Here is an 18,826-nt window from a genome sequence, read left to right on the forward strand (position 1 = left end):
GAACTGATTCTCCACACGAGATGTCATGCCGTGAGCAGTAACGTTTGGCAGGCAACATGACCGTGCTTAGACCAGACTAAACAACTCTCGGGCACGGGCCAACTCGGCCCGATGGCGGCGTAAGGCAGGGCCGAACGACGACCGGCTCACATCCTTCTCATGGGTCAGCATCTGTTGTTCGATCTGCGCGAGGATATCTCCCAATTGTGCCACCGCTCGCTTTCCTCCGCGAGTCAGCCATTTGAAGTGGCCGCCAGCGAGGTCAAGATCCTTCAGGGAATAACGCACCGAGTCGATTTCTTCGAGGCAGCGGTAGCGTGCCCGATCGAGATCGCGCACGCTTAGACCGGCCTTTTTCCATCGTGCGCTCCCTGCCCGACCGGACCCCCAGGTGGCCAACCGCTCAAACAACATCGCCCCCATGGTGAACGTGAAAGTTGCGTGCAGAATCCCCCTCAGCGGCCGCAAACTGCGCCGCCAGGGCGAATAGAAAATTTCCTGATTGTGATCGTGCTGATACATCACGTCTTTACGCAGGAGCAGATTGAGATGGTGATGGCTGTTCTCATGAATCAGATCGTCGATCAAATCGAGCCGGTCGCGATCAAAGCAATTGATGGCGGACAGGCCGGGACGGTGCCGATAGCTGAAGCTCACAACCCCGGTGGCTTTGAGTGGCACGACCCGCGAAGTCAGCAATGCAAGCAACCGATCCCCCTCCGGCCAGGCGGAGCCAATAACGGATAGTGCCTGTCGCATGCGTATGGCAATCTCCGGCCTCGTCGGCCGCACCCCCACCGGCGTCTTATCTTTTCCATAGACCAGTGTCGGCCCAAGTACAAGCGAGCCATATCGGCTCTCCCTAAGGCATTGCGGCTCGAGACGGCACCAATGCCATCGCGCCTTCTTGCCGTATGCCACCATGACATAGTCCTGATCGCCCACCAACAGATCGATCCCGGACGGCTTGATCAGAAATTCGGCCTGCCCTCCTGCCCGTTTGAGGGCTGATCGAACCGGCCCTGGAGCCGCATAGGACACACCGGCTATCCCGATCGCACATGTCCAGGGTAATTCCACACGTTCCACATTCGCATTCAAATCACAGGGCACCAGCCAGGCACCCTTGCCCTGTCCGGCCACCCACTCACAAGCCAGCCGAGGAGCCAGACAGACCGACTCTTGCGTGACGTCCCTGGCCAGTCGTTGGCAAAAAACGGTCAGTCGGCCAAGCAGGAGGCGCGGCTCAGACCGGCCGTTGGGGAAAATTTCATCGGCATACCCGTGCTCATAGAACTTTTCGCTAAACTCCGCACGGAGCTGCGTAGCAATTTCGCCGCGAGATCGCTCCCTCCTCACCTGAACCAGGATATCGATGAAATACAGCAAGTCGTTCAACGACTCGATCCACCCGACTACCTTCCAGTTGCTGTATTCCTCCAGGGTGAACGACTGTCCCAACCTGCGAAACCAATCGATCGGCAATACAAACGTGCAGACAGCATCGGCATAATTCTGCTCAAAATCCTGGCACACATCCATGAGCAACCTGCGCATCAGTCGTCGCAGCTCCACCGTCAGCCGCTCAAGTACCTGTGCCTCCAGCAATGTCTTCATTCGCAGCCTCCCCTGACTACAGCCGATCCCCCGTGGGCACTCTACGCGAGTGCCCACCAGCAGACAAGAACCGTCGTGGGTGCCGAATCGAGAGAGCTCCCCTAGCGATTCCTCCGAATCTGGCTCGATTTTGCTTCGTCGCCTTCGGGTAAAAGGGGTATGCCCTATTTGTTGCCTATTCTTAACTCTGTCTCTAGAGGACCAGCTGAAGTCTATGCCCCCCCCAAAGAATTACCAATTCTGGGGACTAGTCACACGGCCAACCTTAGAATAAGGTTGGTAACAACGGCAGACCAACCCTCTAGTGCTAATAGTAGCAACCGCGTAATGGGGGCATCATGAGAAAGCGATATAGCCAACGAGTCTCGGTCGACTGTTCGGTGATACTTGCCGGAGAGAATGTCGTTGCTGAAGGTCGCGTGCTCGACCTGTCACTTCCAGGCTGCCTCCTGGAGAGCTCGAAAAAAATGTATCCAGGAGAATATATTCAACTTCAATTGTTCCTGCCCGACCAACAGCCCCCGCTACATGTCACACTCGCAGCCGTCCGATGGGCTGACGGATTTAAGTTTGGCACCGAATTTATTCGCACATCCAGAATCGACCAAGATCGCCTCGACGAATTCATGCGTAGGCATCCTCGATATGGCGGCTCAGCAACCCGGAAAGTGCGGCCAGCTCTCATTACATAACCACGCTGGGGGAGGCGCACCATGCCGAAGCACTTTAAGCTCCGTACCTTCCAGAGAGCCATGATTTGTGGCACGGGATACTATCTTTCGGAAGATTTTCTGGGGAAAGGTACCGTCTGGGACATGTCGTCAGGAGGATGGCGAATCCAAGGTGACCATCAAGTCAAGATTGGCATGAGACTCACGCTACGAATGGACCTACCTGAGGAACAGGTCCCACTGGAAATCGAACAGGCCGTCGTACAATGGATCAGCGGACAGGACTTCGGGGTCCACATCCAAAAAATTCACCGCTCAGCGGCACTCAAACTGGAACGTTTCGTCGGACGCCACCTGTGTATACTTCCCCACGTTGAGCGCTAAGCATCCCTGACTTCCTCCGTTACTTCCTCCAGATCGCTCAGATCAAGATCCGGACGCTCTTTCAGCATGGATGGATGTAATCCATATTTCTTCAACATCTTATAGAAATCTGCACGGTATCTGCCGGCAAATTGTGCGGCACGAGAGATATTCCCTCCCGTCATCTGGAGCACATTGCGCAAGTAGGTCCGCTCAAACTCCTCCTTGGCTTCGGTCAATGGTTTCAGGCCAATGTCCGACGTCACGCCAGCCGTTGGAAGCAAGTCTGGCAACACCATATCCTGCCGAGACATCACTACGGCCTTCTCCACTGCGTTTTCCAGCTCCCGTACATTGCCCGGCCAAGGATAGGCCATCAGTCGATGCATGGCGGACGGGGTAAATCCTCGAACATCCTTATTCGAGCGTTTGGCGCTCTGTTTCAGGAAGTGTTGCGCGAGAAGCGGGATATCGTCTTTCCGTTCACGCAACGGTGGAACCAAGAGGGGCACTACAGATATTCGGTAGTAGAGATCATGCCGGAAAGCTCCACTCTTCACACTTTCCGCTAAATCTTTGTTGGTCGCTGTGATAATCCGCACGTCGATCTTCGTTGCATGATCGGCGCCGACCTCCCACACTTCCCGTTCCTGCACCGCACGTAGAAGTTTCACCTGCATCGGCAAGGACATTTCAGCAATCTCGTCAAGGAAGAGAGTCCCCCCGTTCGCACTTTGAAAGAGACCCCGCTTGGCAGTCATGGCGCTGGTAAATGCGCCACGAATATGTCCGAATAATTCACTTTCGAAGAGTCCCTCGCTGATCGCCGCACAATTCAAGGCCACGAAAGGCCCTTTGGAGCGACGACTATTCGCATGGAGGACACGAGCCAGGACTTCTTTCCCCGTTCCGGTCTCGCCGGTTAAGAGAATGGTGGCATCTGAATCCGCGATTTGCGCGACCTGTTGAAACAATCGCTGCATGGCAGGACTTCTGGCAATCACGTTCTCCAGGCCGTACAGCTCTTTCACTAACGATTTGAGTCGTTGAATCTCCCGCGTCATCCGCAGTTGGATCAGTGCCTTGTCAATCGTGGCTTTCAATTCTTTGTCATCGAACGGCTTGGTCAGATAACCGAACGCCCCGCGTTGCATCGCCTCCACGGCATTAGGGATACTTCCGTGGGCCGTAAGGATGATGACCGGCAAACCGGGCTGAATCTGTAGGAGGTCTTCGGTCAGCACCAGTCCATCCTCTGCTCGTAACCGTAAGTCGGTAATGGCGATGTCAAACGTTTCCTGGCGCGCGGCCATGAGCGCATCCCGGCTACAGGTGCACGGCGTCACCGAAAGACCAAGCGCTGAGAGGCGCATCCTCAACAGATGCAACAGGCCTTCGTCATCATCTACGACAAGAATGCGTTCCTGCTCCATGGCGATCCCTATGGTTTGGACGACTCCGACTGTTGTGGTGAAACGACATTCGACGGGGGTTTGATCGGACGGGTTTTCCCTCTCATTTCCTGATCAATGCGTTTGAGCGCTTCCAACTGACCGGTGAGTTCCTCGATCCTTCGATCACGCTCGTTCACTTGTCGCTGCAGGCTTTGAAGGGTGGCGGGCTCGATGGACATACGAGGGCTTTCCCGTCTGGAATTGAACAACTCGACCTTTCGCTCCTGGTCCTGAAGCTCCCGCTGCACCGCCTCCAGCGTCTGAGTTTCACTATCTTGCAGCGCCCGCAACTGCTGAATCGTGAGTTCGCGATCAAGCAGATCATGGACTGTTCGCTCAATGGTCTGGGAGAGAATCGTCTGTGTGTGGGCGATGGCTGGAGCACTCCACACGGAACGGATCCAGGATTGATCGGCGGGCACTTCTTCACCCTGTAGCAATTGCAGCCAGAGGCGGCTCGATGCAGCTAATTGGCCTTTCGGCGCGACCGCAATGACCTTCTCAAAATACTGGCTGGCTGACTCGCGACTTTCATACAACGACGCCAGCGCCCGCGCGAAGAATACATGATCACAGGTATTTTTACTAGCGCATTTGGATGCCAGCTGATTTTCTTTACGTATAAGAGCCTGGAGAGCCTTACTGTCACCCCTCTCACCGGAAAAGTAGGGGGCCTGGAGAGGGGGCGGAGTTACGGTGCTGCAGCCAGCAGACAATCCTCCCCCTAGCGCAAGCAAGACCAGGCTTATAGTCAAAAAAACCTGCACTATGCGAATAACCCCGGTTTGGTCAGACACAAGAAAAACCGAACCGTCGTTCCTTTCCCGACTTCACTCTCCACCCAAATACGACCACCATGAGCTTCCACTACCTTTTTGGCAAGGGCCAACCCCAGCCCGCTACCGACGGAGGCATGTCGTGTTTTGGTGCGGCCTTGATAAAATCGCTCAAAGATATGTGGCACTTCCTCCGCCGGGATACCGGGTCCCGAGTCCATCACATCAACGAACAGAAGCCCTTCATCACGCCTCGGCGCCATCTGAAGTCTCACGGCTGCCCCTTCAGCACTGTACTTCAACGCATTCGAGAGCAGATTGTCCAGCACTTGTTCGATCCGCGTGCTGTCCGCCCGCACCCAGTACCGTTCAGGTGGCGCCTCCACCTGAAGCTGCACCTGCTTCGCATCAGCCAACAACCTGATTTTATTGACCGAAATATCTGCCACGCGACGGAGATCTGTGGGAACAAACCGGTACTCCATCATACCGGACTCCATTTTCGACAGATCCAGAATGGTCGAAATAAGGGACATCAACCGGCGACTGCTATCCGACATGATCCGTAGCGTCGTGCGTTGGTCCTGTGTCAGGGGGCCTGGAATTTCATCCAGGAGCAGATGCGTCCCCTCCTGAATGGAGGCCATCGGCGTGCGCAGTTCGTGCGAGACGTGCGCAAGAAACTCGCTTTTAATATCGTCCAGTTGCTGCAGCCGGGCTCCCATCCACTTCACGGTATCGCCCAACTCGCGCAGTTCTCGCGGCGCCGGGCCATCCAAGCTGGCCTGAAAATTCCCCTGCCCCATCTCCTGAATCGTGGATTGTAGTCGCCGCAACGGACGAAGAATGTTGTAACTTGCCACCGAAGCTAGACCGAGCCCGAATAACAACGCCACCAGGATCAACTGTCGCGTGACCGATTCCGCCTGAATCGAGCTGGCGCGAGATTCATTGACCCCCACCGCAATACGTGATTCGTGCAGCCCAATGTACTGCTGTAAATTCGAGGCTATGCTGCCGGCCAACGCCTCCCGCCGCTCATCATAGTACCCCACGTCCGACTGCACCGTTTGCCCTCCGGTCTCCGTCAGTTGTGTCTGAAACAGTTCCAAATGTGCCTGTTGAATCCGTTCGACCGCCTTGAGCAGTCGCATCTCCGACTCGGATGTGGCTTGCGCGAGCAAGCCTTGGAGGCCAAGCTGAAACTCTTTGCTTTCTGCGTCGAAGTCTTCGAGAAAGGTAGCGGCGGGCACCGCCACGTACTTTTTCTCGCTGTGAACCTGCTCGTAGAACGAGCTCAATAACCGTTTGGCTGACTCAATTTCAGGATGATGATGAGAACCGACCTCGGTATTGAGCCCAGCCAATGTTCGAATTTGCAACAACGCATAAACGTTGACGGCTGTCATCACTGCAATGATGACCACATACGTCAGAATCAGTCGCCAAAAAATCGAGAGGCGCACGCCGGCGCATTCTCCCCGGTGAATCGCACATGGATCAGGGCATTCTGTAGTGTAGGTTAAGCCATACACCACTTCGTACACGCCCTCAACAAGTTCTCCATATTGTGCAACGCACAGGGCACACAGGGATGGACGATGGACGGCTGGAGTGCGCCCTATCGAGCGGAGTCGTGGAACTGCGATTGGTACAAGCGCTGTCGCCGAGAGGTTGCGGAGAGGGCGACGAACAGGTGGCCGCGAAAGATCAGCATGCCGACCATGAGCGGTGGGGTCAGCAGCAGGGCCATCATGCCGGTCAGTTCCGCAGAAATCCCGAAATCTGTGAGCCAGGCACTGAGCACGGTAAACGGCACAAACACCAGTTGGATGAAATCCAATCCCGCCCCCCGCCCCAGCTGACTGGACAGCTTGAAAAACAGGGAGAGTCCGAGAGGCGCCAGGACCAACGCCATCGGCAAGAACCATTCGATCCAGTTGTCGAGCACGAAATCGTAACTTCGCTTCAAGACATCAAGGGGTGAATCATGCCGGGTCAGATAGATGACTTCCGGCGCGGGGTTCAGGAGAATGAACACCAACAACAAACAGGCGGTGACGAGAAACTGGCTGTCAGGGTTGGCGCGCAGGCTCGTATCCAGCAGCATGGTGGGAATCCACAACACAAACCCCACGCTGATGACGTCCCAGAAATAGTGCCCCATACTCTCGACCGCATCGCCGATCGTAATGGTCCGCATACCTTTCACAGACTGCTCGATCAGGCTGAGGATCGCACCGATCAGGACCGCATTGACGGCACCCAGCAAAAAGCCCCCGGCCATCCCCAGGGGGCGAGCCACCTGAAGGGCAAGCAACATGAGCAACGTGAATACGATGACGGCGAGTATCACCACCCAACCTCTGGCCAGGGAGCGGCCGGTTGCGTGCAGGGCATCCCGATAGAGATGCAAGGTCGAGGTAAATACGGTCAACATGGGGTGTTCGCAAGGAGGCCGTTGCGCATTGCGGGGAAGTCCCTCCGCCCAGAGAAACCGGTTCCATCCATCGAAGGCGGACAATAAGCTGGAAGCTCACGGGAGGTCAAGTCAATCCACGGACCCTTTAGCCATAGAGCAGGAGCGGGATGCGGCCTGGGAGGCGGTATTGACTTGAGCATCGATGTGATTATGTTCTTTCACTAGATATACCCACCCAGGAGTCAGCCACATGGATATGAACCGGATGACCGTCAAACTACAAGAGGCCTTGCAGAGCGCATCCGCCCTTGCCATGCGCCGGGGACACCAGGGCATTGATGTCGAACACCTACTCCTAGCCCTCATGGAGCAAGAAGGAGGGATAGCTGGATCCTTGCTCGAACAGGCCGGGGTCTCTCCTGCGGCTGTTCGCCAAGCTGCGGAGCAAGCCCTGACCAAAGTGGCTCAAGTTCATGGGCCGGGCGCGGCTCCCGGGCAAATCCACCTCACGCCGCGCCTGGGGTCGTTGCTGACGAAGGCCGAAGATCGGATGAAGGAGCTCCGTGATGATTTCGTAAGCGTCGAACACGTTATCCTGGCCATGGCGGAGGAAGGCGGGGTCTTTCGCCGGCTCAATCTTACGCCCGAACGCCTGCTCACGGCTCTGCAGCAGGTACGAGGAAATCAACGCGTGACCAGTCAAGACCCTGAAGGCACCTATCAGGCGTTGGAAAAATATGGGCGCGACCTCACAAAACTCGCCGCGCAGGGCAAGTTGGATCCGGTCATCGGTCGAGATGATGAAATCCGGCGGACCATCCAGATTCTCTCGCGTCGAACCAAGAACAATCCCGTCCTCATTGGTGAGCCGGGTGTCGGCAAAACGGCCATCGTGGAGGGACTTGCACAACGCATCGTCAAAGGAGACGTGCCGGAAGGGCTCAAGCAAAAACGTGTCGTCGTCCTCGATATGGGCGCGCTGGTGGCCGGGGCCAAGTTCCGTGGCGAGTTCGAAGAACGATTAAAAGCCGTTCTAAAGGAAGTCCAATCGGCGCAGGGCCAAGTGCTGCTCTTCATCGATGAACTCCACACCGTGGTGGGGGCCGGCGCGGCAGAGGGTGCCATGGATGCCGCCAATCTCCTCAAACCGATGCTCGCCAGAGGAGAAATGCACCTCATCGGAGCCACCACCCTGGACGAATATCGCAAACACATCGAGAAAGACGCCGCGTTGGAACGTCGCTTTCAAACGGTCCTCGTGGACCAGCCGACCGTGGAAGATACCATTTCAATCCTCCGCGGCCTGAAAGAGCGCTACGAAGTGCACCACGGGGTGCGGATTAAGGATGCGGCGCTGGTCGCCGCTGCCAAATTGTCGAACCGCTATATCGGCGATCGGTTTCTTCCGGATAAGGCCATTGATCTCGTCGACGAATCTGCCGCACGCCTGCGAACGGAGATCGACAGTTTGCCGGCCGAGTTGGACGAAGTCTCGCGCAAGGTGCTTCAGCTTGAGATTGAACGGGAAGCGCTGAAAAAGGAAACGGATGCGGGCAGCAAGGCACGGCTCCAATCGATTGAAAAAGAACTGACCGAGAAAAATCGCGACCTTCAGGCACTCAAAACGCGCTGGGAATCGGAGAAGACTTCCGTCAGTAAGCTCAGGAAAATCCGTCAGCAGATCGAAGACGTTAAACAAAAAATCGAGCAGTTTGAACGAGCGTACGACTTGAATAAAGTCGCTGAGCTGCGCTACGGCGAATTGCCGAGGCTTGAACGGGAACTCGAGCTAGAGCAGCAACACCTCGGCAAGAAACAAAACGAAAACCGCCTCCTCAAAGAAGAAGTGGACGAGGAGGATATTGCCGCCGTCGTCAGTCGGTGGACCGGCATTCCCGTCACCCGCCTGGTCGAAGGTGAAATGGAAAAGTTGCTGAAGCTGGACGAACTCCTGCATCAACGTGTGGTGGGGCAGGAGCAGGCCGTCACAGCGGTCGCGGATGCCGTCTTGCGGGCGCGCTCCGGCATCAAGGATCCCAATCGTCCGATCGGCTCGTTTCTATTCCTCGGGCCGACCGGTGTCGGCAAGACGGAACTGGCCCGGGCGCTTTCGGTCACGCTGTTCGATGACGAGTCCAACCTCATTCGCATCGACATGTCGGAGTACATGGAGAAACACACGGTCGCACGACTGATCGGCGCCCCTCCCGGCTATGTGGGCTACGAAGAAGGCGGCCAGCTCACCGAAGCTGTGCGGCGACATCCGTTCTCCGTGATCCTGTTCGACGAAATCGAAAAGGCGCACCACGACGTCTTCAATATTCTCCTGCAGGTCCTCGACGACGGACGGCTAACCGATTCTCAGGGCCGCACCGTGGACTTCAAGAATACCGTGCTGATCATGACGTCGAACATCGGAAGCCAACACATCCTGGAAGCGCAACAGGCCGGGGCCTCCTATGAAACGATGAAGGCTCAAGTGACCGGGGACCTACGGGCACACTTCCGGCCTGAATTCCTGAACCGGGTCGATGAAATCGTGGTCTTCCATGCCTTGGGCAACGAACACCTGGCGAAAATCGTGGAGATCCAGTTGGAGCGGTTGCGGGCCCGGTTGGTGGAACGGCGGATTACCCTGACGGTCACGCCGGACGCACTGCAGAATCTCGGTCGACGCGGGTACGATCCCGTGTATGGGGCGAGACCGTTGAAGCGGCTCATTCAGCAGGAAATCGAAACCCCCATGGCGCGTCAGCTGATCAAAGGCGAGTTGCGGGATGGGGATACGGCAGTCGTGGATCTCAAAGACGGGCACATCGCTATTGTACCGACGGTCGCGCCATAAGTACCGACAGCACCAGTGAGGAGGGGCGGAACAGACGGATCGTGTTATCCGATGAACACCGCCCCTCCCTTCGTGTCTGTATCCTTACCACTGAACTGTTTTTTGTCGATTCGCCATTCGGTTTGCGACACGTCCAAACGATGCCCCTTGATGGTGTGAAAGGACCCGCGGCTGAACACCACCCGGTTTCCCTCTTTCAACTCCAACGTAAAGACCACCGTCCCTGACTCTTCGTGCTTCAACGACACGGTCGTCGGACTCTTCGCGAGCTGATAGGCACGCCGCTCATTGAAGGTCAGATTGCTGTCGACGACCTTCGCCATCATGCGACCCACGTCGTCGAACAGCGCGAAATTCACGAGCAATGCCCGCGCCGGTTCCTTGATGGCCACTTCAAATTGCGGCACCCCTTCGATATCGATGATGCCGTTGGAATTCCGATACAGATTGGAACCGACTTCAATATCCATCGCCACGACTCCTTATACTGCACGGCACCGGGGCGTGCCCGCTATGCCTTCTTGATACGGTCCAAAATCAGCGCAATACAGCCGCCTAACAATCCACCGCCCAGAATGGTCGTCATCAACTCCACCAGCTTCAGCTCCCATACCGAGCCTTGAGCCTGGAGCGCTTCGCGGATGCCGCCCTGCAACAGAATAACGGCCATCGCCATGGTCGCGCCGACAATAAACCACCATGCAAACACGCGCGCGGTATGGATGATAGGAGATTCCTTCACAGCTCCACTCGGCGATCAAAACTTCGGTACTGAATCGCTTCGGCCAGATGTGCCGGCTCGATACTACCAGACTCGGCCAAGTCGGCAATAGTGCGCGCCACCCGCAAGATTCGTCCGTGCGCACGAGCCGAAAACCCCAACCGGGTCATAGCCTGCTCCAGCAACTCCCGGCTTTGAACATCCAGTGCACAATACTGCTTCAGGTGACGTGGTTTCAATTGGGCATTGGTGTACATCCCCTCGCCACGATACCGTTCAGCCTGGCGGGCCCTCGCAGCCATCACCCGTGAGCGGATCACGGCAGAAGAATCAGTCGCGGCTACCTCGTCGCCCAATGCGCGAATCGGTACGGCCGGCACTTCGATCTGCAGATCAAGGCGATCCAGCAATGGGCCGGACAAGCGTCCCCGGTACCGTCGTACCTGCGCCGCGCTACAGACGCAGTCCTTGCCTCGATCGCCATAATAGCCACAGGGACAGGGGTTCATCGCGGCCACGAGCATAAACCGGGCAGGAAACCGAAGAGAACCACTGACGCGCGTCACCGTCACATGGCCATCTTCAAGCGGTTGCCTCAGCCCGTCCAGCGTCGCACGCCCGAACTCTCCGGCCTCATCCAGAAACAGCACCCCGTTGTGGGCCAACGACACTTCCCCGGGTCGTGGGGTCGTTCCTCCACCGATCAGGCCGGCCTCGGAAATACTATGGTGCGGGGCTCGAAACGGCCGACGCCGCATGAGCGGTTGCTCTTTGGAGAGCTGCCCAACCACGCTATGAATGCGGCTGGTCTCCAGCGCTTCTTCCTGGGCCAACAATGGCAAGATTCCCGGCAGACGGCGCGCCAGCATGGTCTTACCGGACCCAGGCGGCCCCATCATGAGCAGGTTATGTCCGCCCGCCGCAGCGACCTCAAGGGCCCGTTTCGCATGCGCCTGCCCCTTCACATCGGCGAAATCTTCATCGTCGGGAAGCCCGGAAGTGGCCAAACCATCCAGCGACACGGTCATCTTCGCAATCGGCAGCACGCCGCGCAGGAATTCTACTGCCTGCGGCAGCGTCTGGATGGGGAACACCTCAGTGCCGTCAACCAGCGCGACCTCTCCGGCATTCTCGGCGGAGACCAACACCGGATGACGACGGCGACACACGACGCCGATCGAAAGCGCGCCGGGGATAGGCTTCAGGCGACCATCCAGCGAGAGCTCTCCGACAAACACAACGTCCTTCACCGCTTCATGCGGAATGATCTCTTCGGCCGCCAGAATGCCCAGCGCAATGGCCAGATCCAGGCCGGCACCCTCTTTCTTGATATTCGCGGGGGCCAGATTGACTGTGACTTTTTTTACAGGAAAGTGAAAACCGCTATTTTTGAGCGCCGCACGAACCCGGTCACGACTCTCCCGGACGGTCGCATCGGGGAGCCCGACGATGGAGAACTGAGGAAGGCCGGAGGAAATATCGACTTCGACGTCAACCAGATGCGCGTCGACGCCCACAATCGCGGCACTCAACACGTTGGCCAGCACAGTCCCCCCGGTTCTTCGTCGCTCGGATCGAGCCACACACAACACGATACCGGCCGCAAACCGGCTCCAGTGGCCGAATTATAGGCAGTTGATCCGGCTGAATTCAATTGCTACCTGCACATTCCTCGCTCCCCCTTGCCCAAGCTGTAGCGTGCTCTACGCCCGTTCTGTATAATGCGCCATGCTAACGGCACGGCACCGGGGGCACAGCATGGTCCTCCCCTTTAGAGCGATGGGGCCTTCAGGAATCCGCCCAAGCATGGTACACCGGTCGCACCGAGCTCGTCTCCTCCCGGCCGCGCTGTCACTGGCGTTCCTTTTCCCTGCCCTTGCCCTCGGGCAACCCTGGAGCGACATACCGGTCTCATCGATGCCATTGGTCGCCCAGCCGTCACGAACCTCGTCGGTGTATATCGGATCCGTGATGGCCCTGCTCGCCACGTTTGAAGACGCCGGAATTCTTCCGCCAGAGGGCACACCTCAGGCTAATGGCATCATCAAGGCCGTCATTCAGTTTCAATCCGCATTTTTGAAGAGTCATGATCCCGCCGTCCGGCAGTTCTTTACCGACGCCCATCGCGTCACGCTCGGCCCTCGCGCCGAGGAGGTCGAAACCACCTTTCGTCGAAACGGCTGGTCGGCGGATACCCTCGACGCAGTGATGGCAGCCGGTCGCACCGACCATGCCTGGAACACCCCTGGGCTCAACGAGGGGTTCCGGGAGTTCAATATCGGCAAGCAGGACTTCGATATTCTTGCGCACCTGTATGAACAGAGCAACGCCGCATTCTCCGCACAAGGCAAGACCTTCCAGCAGGTCTATGCCCAGCGTCGCCGGGAAATGCCCGGCGCAACGTCGGAATGACCGTCCTGTAGCAGCGAGCCCCGCGAGATCAATCGCACGTTCTCTCACGAATTGTAGCCCGAGGAGGCATCATGGCAACGAAAGCGTACATTCTGATCAAGGTCAAGGCAGGCAAAGGAAAATCCGTGCTCAGCGCCCTGAAAAGCATTGCCGGCGTGGAGCAGATTCACGCCTGTTTCGGCCAACCCGACATTTTCGTGTTTATCAATGTGGCCGATGAACGGGCACTCTCGGATGTTGTGATTACGCGGATTCACGCCATCGAAGGAGTGGAAGAAACCGACACCCACATCGTGGCGGAAACGTAGGTTACAGATACTCGACCGGCACCACTCGTCCACCCAGCCGGGCTGATGAGTAGCAGGCTTCCGCAATTTCAACCGCACGCTTGCCGTCTTCGATCGTCACCGGGGGCGGCAAGCCGTCGCGCACCGACCGCACAAAGGCCTGTAGCGTCCGGAGCACGGTCGGGCACATCACGCTCGACCAGTCGCCGGCCCCGTGCTGCGCAGAAACCTGCACCACTCGCTGCCCGCACCAATCAGCTGACAACTGTCCCTCGCTTCCGACCAACTCCACTCGCCCGATTCGTCCCGACGACACCCGCGACACATCCAACAGGCACACCAGACCGCCCTGAGTGGTCAGACGCCCCACGACACGACGCTCCGCTCCATCCGGCGGCACCACATCCATCTCGCAGGACACCGTCCGAATCTCCTCTCCGGTCAAGACGCGAGCCAAGTCCAAGAGATGAATGCCAGTCTCAAGCAAACAGCCGCGTCCACCGAATCCCCGGCCATCCCCACTCATCCCATGCGGTTCCATACGGCTAGCCAGACTGAGATACTGGAGGACACCGATCTGCGAGTGCCGTTCCTGTACCAACCCTACTGCGGCATCAAACCGCAGCGTCTGTGCGGTCATCATGGGCTGTCCGCTTCCCTGCGCTGCCTGCGCGATCGCTCGGGCGTCGGCCGCCGAGATCGCCAACGGCTTCTCCACCAGCAGAGCTTTCCTCGCCTGTGCCACGGCCAGACAGATCTCTCGATTGATCGCCGGCGGCGTCACCACCACCACGGCCTCCACCTGAGGGTCGGCAATCAACTCATGATAGTCGGTGTAACAGGCCAGGGCCGGCGCGGAGACCAGACCATGTCCTTCAGTAACCCGGCGGCGGCTGACCGCCACCAGACGCGCCTCAGGCAGGTCATGCAGAAGGTGTTTGGCATAGCGGCTGCCATGATGGCCGAGGCCGATCAGCCCGACTCCAAGGGGGACACGCGGTTCGTGAGACATGGTTCTTGCGCACTCTACCGACCTAACGAGAACCGGTCAATATGAGTCGATCCATCCGTCGCCACCTCGATTGACAACGCCCAAATACGCTCCCTATAGTACCCAGAATACGCTGGACGCAGACGCCAATCGAGAAAGGACCTCATCGCCCATGACTACTCAGGCAGCACCCTTTTCGCTGGATCAGATCGGAACCGGTACGGCTCGCTTCCCGAGTGGTATGGCGATTCCCACCGCCACGGATGCCATGGTGGATCCCTACATCCGCACGCGCGTGAGCAAAGACGTGCAGGTGGAATGTATTCAATTCTGGCCGCAGGATAAGACCGCCTACCCCGGCATTGTGCTGCTGCATGACTGGTGGGGGATGAATTCCCAGATCACGGATCTTGGCGCCAGGTTGGCCTGCGAGGGCTACGGCGTGATCATTCCAAAGTTATACGGACGACTCGGCGGCATGGTCACCGCGAACGCCGACGTGGCAGAGGCACTCATGGCCAAGTGCAATGAACAGCTCCAGCTCCAGGACATCAACAGCTGCTGCGAATACCTCAACACCACGGAGCATACCAAACGCAATATCCACGGCGTTGTCGGGTTTGGTTTGGGCGGGTCTCTGGCGATCCGGTTTGCCTGCCAGCGCAAGCGACTGCGAGCCGCAGTGGCCTATTATGGGAAGGTCACCGCTCCCGACCAGCTGACGAATATGATGAGTCCGCTGCTCTATCACCAGGCCGAACAGGACACCTGGGCAACACAGCAGGATGTCGATCATCTCCGCGCCGCCGCGAGCCAAGGGAAACGCATTGAGATCAAGACCTACTCAGGCGCCCCTCACGCGTTCTGTGACGAGACACGCCCGGCAGGCTACCAGGCAGAGGCCGCAGCCAGGGCCTGGGATGCCACCGTCGCATTTCTCAAGACCTCTTTCCAAGGAACATAGCGGACCCCAATGGACAAGGTAGCCGGTAGCGGCCAGTCACCGCACAGGGCCTCTCGCCCACGGTTCCGCTCGTAATGAAAGTCATCGCACGCATGCCGAATCATTCAGTTTGCATCCTGCTCATCGCCTGCTGTGTCACGGCCTTGCTGACGACAGTAGGCGCTGCCGAGGCCGATGAGCCGCCGCCCCAAACTAAACCGACCCTTGCCAATCGCCTGCCCGCCTTTCACGACCTGGTGCGGGCCGATGCCGCACCGCTGGCAGCCCTCCCGACCCAGGGCGATTCGCTGAGCCTGTTCAAGAGCGTCGTCGGCCCGCAGCTCGGCCTGAACGACATCGCCATGACACTCGGAGCCAAGGGCTTGACGCCGGCCATGAGTCAAGAGCTCCTGATCCCAGATCTCACCAAATCGGCCGGTGAACTGATCCGCGGACTGGCCGCATGGCAACTCACACAAGCCGCCAAAGACCTCAGCACGACCGCGGAAACAGGGCAACGGGAAAACCTTCAGCGGCAAATCGAATCCCAGATGACCTGGTTGACCGAAGGCACGACACTGGAGACGCCTCTCCACCAACTGTCGGCGCTGCTCAAAGAGTCCCCGACACAGGAGGCAGCCCCCTCCCTCCACGGAACGACTGCCCAAATCGAAACATGGGCGATCGACACCGTACATCGGGAATGGTTCCGGCTCTACAACTGGAAGGACCAGGTTCGACAGCAGCGTGGCCTCACACGATTGTGCGGTACATGGCAATGGTCGATTCACAATCATCAAAATCATCGCGAGGAAAAGACCGCCGTGATCTTCGCTCCGCCTGGCATGGCTTCGTCGACCAGTCCCGCAGAAATCATCGTGCTCGGCGACAGCGTCTATTTGCGATGGGAAACCAGGGCGGGTGTGCAGGAAGACAGTCTGTTATTTTCAGGAGAAGGCCAACGCCTGGAAGGAACATTTGTGAATACAGCAGGCGGATGGGGGTCGATCACCGGCAAACGGACCGCAACCTGCGTGACGGAGGGAGGGGGGAAGCCTGCAGTGTCACCACGTCGCCAGCATCACTGATCATGTCCCGCGCGCCGGGCAGTCCAGGCCACACAGGCCCATCCGGAAATAAAAGACAGACCGCCCAAGGGAGTCAATGCCCCCATCCATTTGATTCCTGCCAGTGCCACGATATACAAACTGCCGCTGAACAAGAGAATCCCAATGCAAAAGAGCCAACCGGCCTTCACTGCCAGCGGATCTTCCGTCTCACGCACCAGCCAGGCTACGACAAATAGAGCGAGAGCATGGTACATTTGGTACCGTGCCGCAGTTTCATAGACGGCAAGCATGGGTGGATCGAGAATCGATTTGAGCGCATGGGCGCCGAACGCACCTGCGGCTACGGATGTGGCGGCGAACAGGCCGCCGAGAAACACAAACCGGAACGAGCGCGCCGATACAGCCATACGATCCTCCTGAACAACCACGGCCCTTGGCAAAGGCACGGCGCGCGATTTTACCACGACTCTCGCTGAAAAATGGGCAACCCCATCCCGCTTGAATGTCCCCGTTGCTTGATGGCGAATCCTGATGCCGTCCAGTATTGCGAATGCGGCTACGACTTTACGCCGCACTTCCAGGGATTTCCTGTAAGGCCCGCCTCCGACACAACGGTTCGCAAACGTCTGTTCCCGGACGAAATGGGGCGCGGGAGTTTTCTGCTCGGCATTTTGCTGATCTGGCTGGCGCTCTCTGTCGGCGAACTCTATCGCATACGCATCGAACTACCACGCCGCCCGAAAATGGAGTTAGCGCTCAGCAGTCTCATGGTCGGCATGACCGATCTTGCCGCCGCACTCGTCGTCGGGGCGATCGGCTGGGCCTGCGTGTGGATCGTGCTGGCCGCTCAGAGCAAACGCGATGGCAGTCTCTGCCCGAAGCGCACCACATTCGTCGTGACGTTAGTGGCTGCCGGTGTGCTCTTCGTGACTCGAACCATCGATCCAAGCGTGCTCGTTCAGCACGTGATGCAGATTCTGTTCATCCTCGCCATCGCGATTGGGTCGTATTTCGCAGGCTGCCGGAACTGGTTGGGGAAATGGTAACGTCTCCCACCAGGTCTGCGCCTACCACTGCGTCATGGTTGAAGAGAGAACCCCGGATGGCAAACGTCCGGGACAGAGGGGAAAGAACTGACCGCGTGCGCTATCGTTGGCAGAAGTAGAGATAGAAGTCGGCAAACTCTTCAGCGGGAAGACCTAAATGCACCCGCGACATCGTATTCCCGCGCAGCAAAATCCATTCTGCGGCAAGCTTCGCCAGTTGCTCATCAGTCACACCATGCGTGCCCCACAAATTCACCGAGGCGGAGCTGAGCACCACGGTGAGCATCTGCACTGACGGGCCGTAGCTAAACTTGAATTCATACCCTCCTCGGAACAAGAGAATGACCCCATCCCGTGATCGAAAGCCTTGATGCCCGCACTGTGTGCAGACCAATGCCTCCAATCCGGTCCGAAAATTGTACCCGGAGGCATCAGCATGCAGGCTCCCCTCGCATTTGTCGATCGGACAGCCAAGAGCAGCTGGATTATTCGATGCGCTCAAACCTGGGGCCGGAACCACCCCTGTCGGCCGTTCCCGACGCTTAGGTACCCCTGACAAATCATGTTGCTGCATAATCACCTCTGCGGTACGTTGCCCGATGCGTAGTTCATCCGCCAGAGCGCATCGGACGTACGATGTCACGTTCAACTATGGCAAGTATATCAGACGCCGGAACCGGCTCCGGACCACAGGATAGGCCGAGAGTTACCCTATGAGCGTAGCGCTGAAAACGAATAGCTAGCGGCGATTCGCGACACTCTGGGCCCAGCCGAAGGATGCGAGAGACGCTTCTGAACGATCGCGGTTCGTATCGACACACCAGCGAACTATACCCGGTACGCATAGCTCCTCACATGCCATGCAGTCTTTCAGCACGGTGAGGTCAAGTCCGGTCCTCGCCTGACACGCGCGCTCCACCAAGCCGACCTCGCCTAGGCAGTCCGCTTTATGAGGTCAAAGAGAAACGGCTTTTCCGGAACCGAGAGCGGAACAGGGTGGAGATGGGAATTCTGCACCATGCGATGGCGCTGGATCAAAGGATCCACCACGTTGCCGCAGCTGAGGCACCGGTGTCCAGAAAGACGCATCGGGTGAAAACTTTCTTGCAGATCGACCAAGTCATCCGTCACCATCAATCCTTCACAGCGCGTGCACGTCATGAGTCGCCTCCCTTCGGACAACTGGTGAGATATCCGCCTTGCTCGGC

Annotated in this window: 18 protein-coding genes; 6 read left to right on the forward strand and 12 right to left on the reverse strand. The window is 57.9% G+C overall.

From position 1 onward, the window contains the following. Window positions 1-66: 66 nt before the first annotated feature. The 5 genes from V9G17_05130 to V9G17_05150 all read right to left on the reverse strand — a co-directional run bounded on the left by V9G17_05130 (window position 67) and on the right by V9G17_05150 (window position 7,321). Window positions 67-1,617, reverse strand: a complete 1,551-nt coding sequence (locus tag V9G17_05130) for an HEXXH motif-containing putative peptide modification protein (protein MEI2751966.1) — start codon at window positions 1,615-1,617, stop codon at window positions 67-69. Window positions 1,618-2,668: 1,051 nt separating this feature from the next. After that, the gene (locus V9G17_05135; GenBank protein MEI2751967.1) at window positions 2,669-4,084 is read right to left on the reverse strand and encodes a sigma-54 dependent transcriptional regulator; all 1,416 of its coding nucleotides are present in this window, start codon (window positions 4,082-4,084) and stop codon (window positions 2,669-2,671) included. Between the two features lie 8 nt (window positions 4,085-4,092). Then, window positions 4,093-4,644 carry a hypothetical protein gene (locus tag V9G17_05140; protein MEI2751968.1) on the reverse strand — a complete coding sequence of 184 codons (552 nt, stop codon included), beginning with the start codon at window positions 4,642-4,644 and terminating at the stop codon, window positions 4,093-4,095. 227 nt (window positions 4,645-4,871) lie between these two features. Beyond that, on the reverse strand, window positions 4,872-6,347 hold the full coding sequence (locus V9G17_05145) for a HAMP domain-containing sensor histidine kinase (GenBank protein ID MEI2751969.1): 1,476 nt from the start codon (window positions 6,345-6,347) through the stop codon (window positions 4,872-4,874). Window positions 6,348-6,502: 155 nt separating this feature from the next. Continuing rightward, window positions 6,503-7,321 carry a hypothetical protein gene (locus tag V9G17_05150; protein ID MEI2751970.1) on the reverse strand — a complete coding sequence of 273 codons (819 nt, stop codon included), beginning with the start codon at window positions 7,319-7,321 and terminating at the stop codon, window positions 6,503-6,505. 232 nt (window positions 7,322-7,553) lie between these two features. On the opposite strand from V9G17_05150, the gene clpB reads away from it, so the two are divergent. Further along, window positions 7,554-10,148, forward strand: coding sequence for an ATP-dependent chaperone ClpB (gene clpB / locus V9G17_05155; GenBank protein MEI2751971.1), 2,595 nt, complete (start codon window positions 7,554-7,556; stop codon window positions 10,146-10,148). Window positions 10,149-10,192: 44 nt separating this feature from the next. Here the strand turns inward: clpB and V9G17_05160 are convergent, their stop codons facing one another. The 3 genes from V9G17_05160 to V9G17_05170 are packed head-to-tail and all read right to left on the reverse strand — an operon-like array spanning window position 10,193 to window position 12,452. Then, window positions 10,193-10,618, reverse strand: a complete 426-nt coding sequence (locus V9G17_05160; protein ID MEI2751972.1) for a hypothetical protein — start codon at window positions 10,616-10,618, stop codon at window positions 10,193-10,195. 41 nt (window positions 10,619-10,659) lie between these two features. Continuing rightward, the gene (locus tag V9G17_05165; protein ID MEI2751973.1) at window positions 10,660-10,890 is read right to left on the reverse strand and encodes a hypothetical protein; all 231 of its coding nucleotides are present in this window, start codon (window positions 10,888-10,890) and stop codon (window positions 10,660-10,662) included. Next, complete coding sequence (locus V9G17_05170; protein MEI2751974.1) at window positions 10,887-12,452, reverse strand: YifB family Mg chelatase-like AAA ATPase; 1,566 nt, start codon at window positions 12,450-12,452, stop codon at window positions 10,887-10,889. Before V9G17_05170 ends, V9G17_05165 begins: the two co-directional genes overlap by 4 nt. A gap of 223 nt (window positions 12,453-12,675) precedes the next feature. Here V9G17_05170 and V9G17_05175 point away from each other — a divergent pair, with 223 nt between their 5' ends. Both V9G17_05175 and V9G17_05180 read left to right on the forward strand, forming a co-directional pair. Continuing rightward, window positions 12,676-13,281 carry a hypothetical protein gene (locus V9G17_05175; protein MEI2751975.1) on the forward strand — a complete coding sequence of 202 codons (606 nt, stop codon included), beginning with the start codon at window positions 12,676-12,678 and terminating at the stop codon, window positions 13,279-13,281. Window positions 13,282-13,352: 71 nt separating this feature from the next. Beyond that, the gene (locus tag V9G17_05180; protein MEI2751976.1) at window positions 13,353-13,589 is read left to right on the forward strand and encodes an Lrp/AsnC ligand binding domain-containing protein; all 237 of its coding nucleotides are present in this window, start codon (window positions 13,353-13,355) and stop codon (window positions 13,587-13,589) included. 1 nt (window position 13,590) lies between these two features. On the opposite strand, the gene V9G17_05185 is transcribed toward V9G17_05180, so the two are convergent. After that, window positions 13,591-14,580: a Gfo/Idh/MocA family oxidoreductase gene (locus tag V9G17_05185; protein MEI2751977.1), complete on the reverse strand. Its 990-nt coding sequence runs from the start codon at window positions 14,578-14,580 to the stop codon at window positions 13,591-13,593. 151 nt (window positions 14,581-14,731) lie between these two features. On the opposite strand from V9G17_05185, the gene V9G17_05190 reads away from it, so the two are divergent. Both V9G17_05190 and V9G17_05195 read left to right on the forward strand, forming a co-directional pair. Beyond that, window positions 14,732-15,523 (forward strand): dienelactone hydrolase family protein, encoded by a 792-nt coding sequence (locus V9G17_05190; protein MEI2751978.1) that lies wholly within the window; start codon window positions 14,732-14,734, stop codon window positions 15,521-15,523. A 74-nt stretch (window positions 15,524-15,597) separates the two neighbouring features. Then, window positions 15,598-16,590, forward strand: coding sequence for a hypothetical protein (locus tag V9G17_05195; GenBank protein ID MEI2751979.1), 993 nt, complete (start codon window positions 15,598-15,600; stop codon window positions 16,588-16,590). Here V9G17_05195 and V9G17_05200 read toward each other — a convergent pair. Then, window positions 16,584-16,979 (reverse strand): DUF423 domain-containing protein, encoded by a 396-nt coding sequence (locus tag V9G17_05200; GenBank protein ID MEI2751980.1) that lies wholly within the window; start codon window positions 16,977-16,979, stop codon window positions 16,584-16,586. The genes V9G17_05195 and V9G17_05200 overlap by 7 nt on opposite strands. 72 nt (window positions 16,980-17,051) lie before the next feature. On the opposite strand from V9G17_05200, the gene V9G17_05205 reads away from it, so the two are divergent. Then, window positions 17,052-17,618 carry a hypothetical protein gene (locus V9G17_05205; protein MEI2751981.1) on the forward strand — a complete coding sequence of 189 codons (567 nt, stop codon included), beginning with the start codon at window positions 17,052-17,054 and terminating at the stop codon, window positions 17,616-17,618. A 100-nt stretch (window positions 17,619-17,718) separates the two neighbouring features. On the opposite strand, the gene V9G17_05210 is transcribed toward V9G17_05205, so the two are convergent. Next, window positions 17,719-18,192 (reverse strand): hypothetical protein, encoded by a 474-nt coding sequence (locus V9G17_05210; protein ID MEI2751982.1) that lies wholly within the window; start codon window positions 18,190-18,192, stop codon window positions 17,719-17,721. 359 nt (window positions 18,193-18,551) lie between these two features. Continuing rightward, window positions 18,552-18,779, reverse strand: a complete 228-nt coding sequence (locus V9G17_05215) for a hypothetical protein (GenBank protein MEI2751983.1) — start codon at window positions 18,777-18,779, stop codon at window positions 18,552-18,554. Window positions 18,780-18,826: the final 47 nt, after the last annotated feature.

It is taken from the genome of Nitrospira sp. (genome assembly GCA_037045225.1).
In the GTDB taxonomy this organism is placed as follows: Bacteria; Nitrospirota; Nitrospiria; order Nitrospirales; family Nitrospiraceae; genus Nitrospira_A.

Bases quoted from the DNA above. Each gene is read 5' to 3' on its own strand.
- V9G17_05130 (MEI2751966.1), bottom strand. From the start codon at position 1,617: ATGAAGACATTGCTGGAGGCACAGGTACTTGAGCGGCTGACGGTGGAG.
- V9G17_05135 (MEI2751967.1), bottom strand. From the start codon at position 4,084: ATGGAGCAGGAACGCATTCTTGTCGTAGATGATGACGAAGGCCTGTTG.
- V9G17_05150 (MEI2751970.1), bottom strand. From the start codon at position 7,321: ATGTTGACCGTATTTACCTCGACCTTGCATCTCTATCGGGATGCCCTG.
- clpB (MEI2751971.1), top strand. From the start codon at position 7,554: ATGGATATGAACCGGATGACCGTCAAACTACAAGAGGCCTTGCAGAGC.
- V9G17_05160 (MEI2751972.1), bottom strand. From the start codon at position 10,618: ATGGATATTGAAGTCGGTTCCAATCTGTATCGGAATTCCAACGGCATC.
- V9G17_05175 (MEI2751975.1), top strand. From the start codon at position 12,676: ATGGTACACCGGTCGCACCGAGCTCGTCTCCTCCCGGCCGCGCTGTCA.
- V9G17_05180 (MEI2751976.1), top strand. From the start codon at position 13,353: ATGGCAACGAAAGCGTACATTCTGATCAAGGTCAAGGCAGGCAAAGGA.
- V9G17_05185 (MEI2751977.1), bottom strand. From the start codon at position 14,580: ATGTCTCACGAACCGCGTGTCCCCCTTGGAGTCGGGCTGATCGGCCTC.
- V9G17_05190 (MEI2751978.1), top strand. From the start codon at position 14,732: ATGACTACTCAGGCAGCACCCTTTTCGCTGGATCAGATCGGAACCGGT.
- V9G17_05195 (MEI2751979.1), top strand. From the start codon at position 15,598: ATGAAAGTCATCGCACGCATGCCGAATCATTCAGTTTGCATCCTGCTC.
- V9G17_05200 (MEI2751980.1), bottom strand. From the start codon at position 16,979: ATGGCTGTATCGGCGCGCTCGTTCCGGTTTGTGTTTCTCGGCGGCCTG.
- V9G17_05205 (MEI2751981.1), top strand. From the start codon at position 17,052: ATGGGCAACCCCATCCCGCTTGAATGTCCCCGTTGCTTGATGGCGAAT.
- V9G17_05210 (MEI2751982.1), bottom strand. From the start codon at position 18,192: ATGCAGCAACATGATTTGTCAGGGGTACCTAAGCGTCGGGAACGGCCG.
- V9G17_05215 (MEI2751983.1), bottom strand. From the start codon at position 18,779: ATGACGTGCACGCGCTGTGAAGGATTGATGGTGACGGATGACTTGGTC.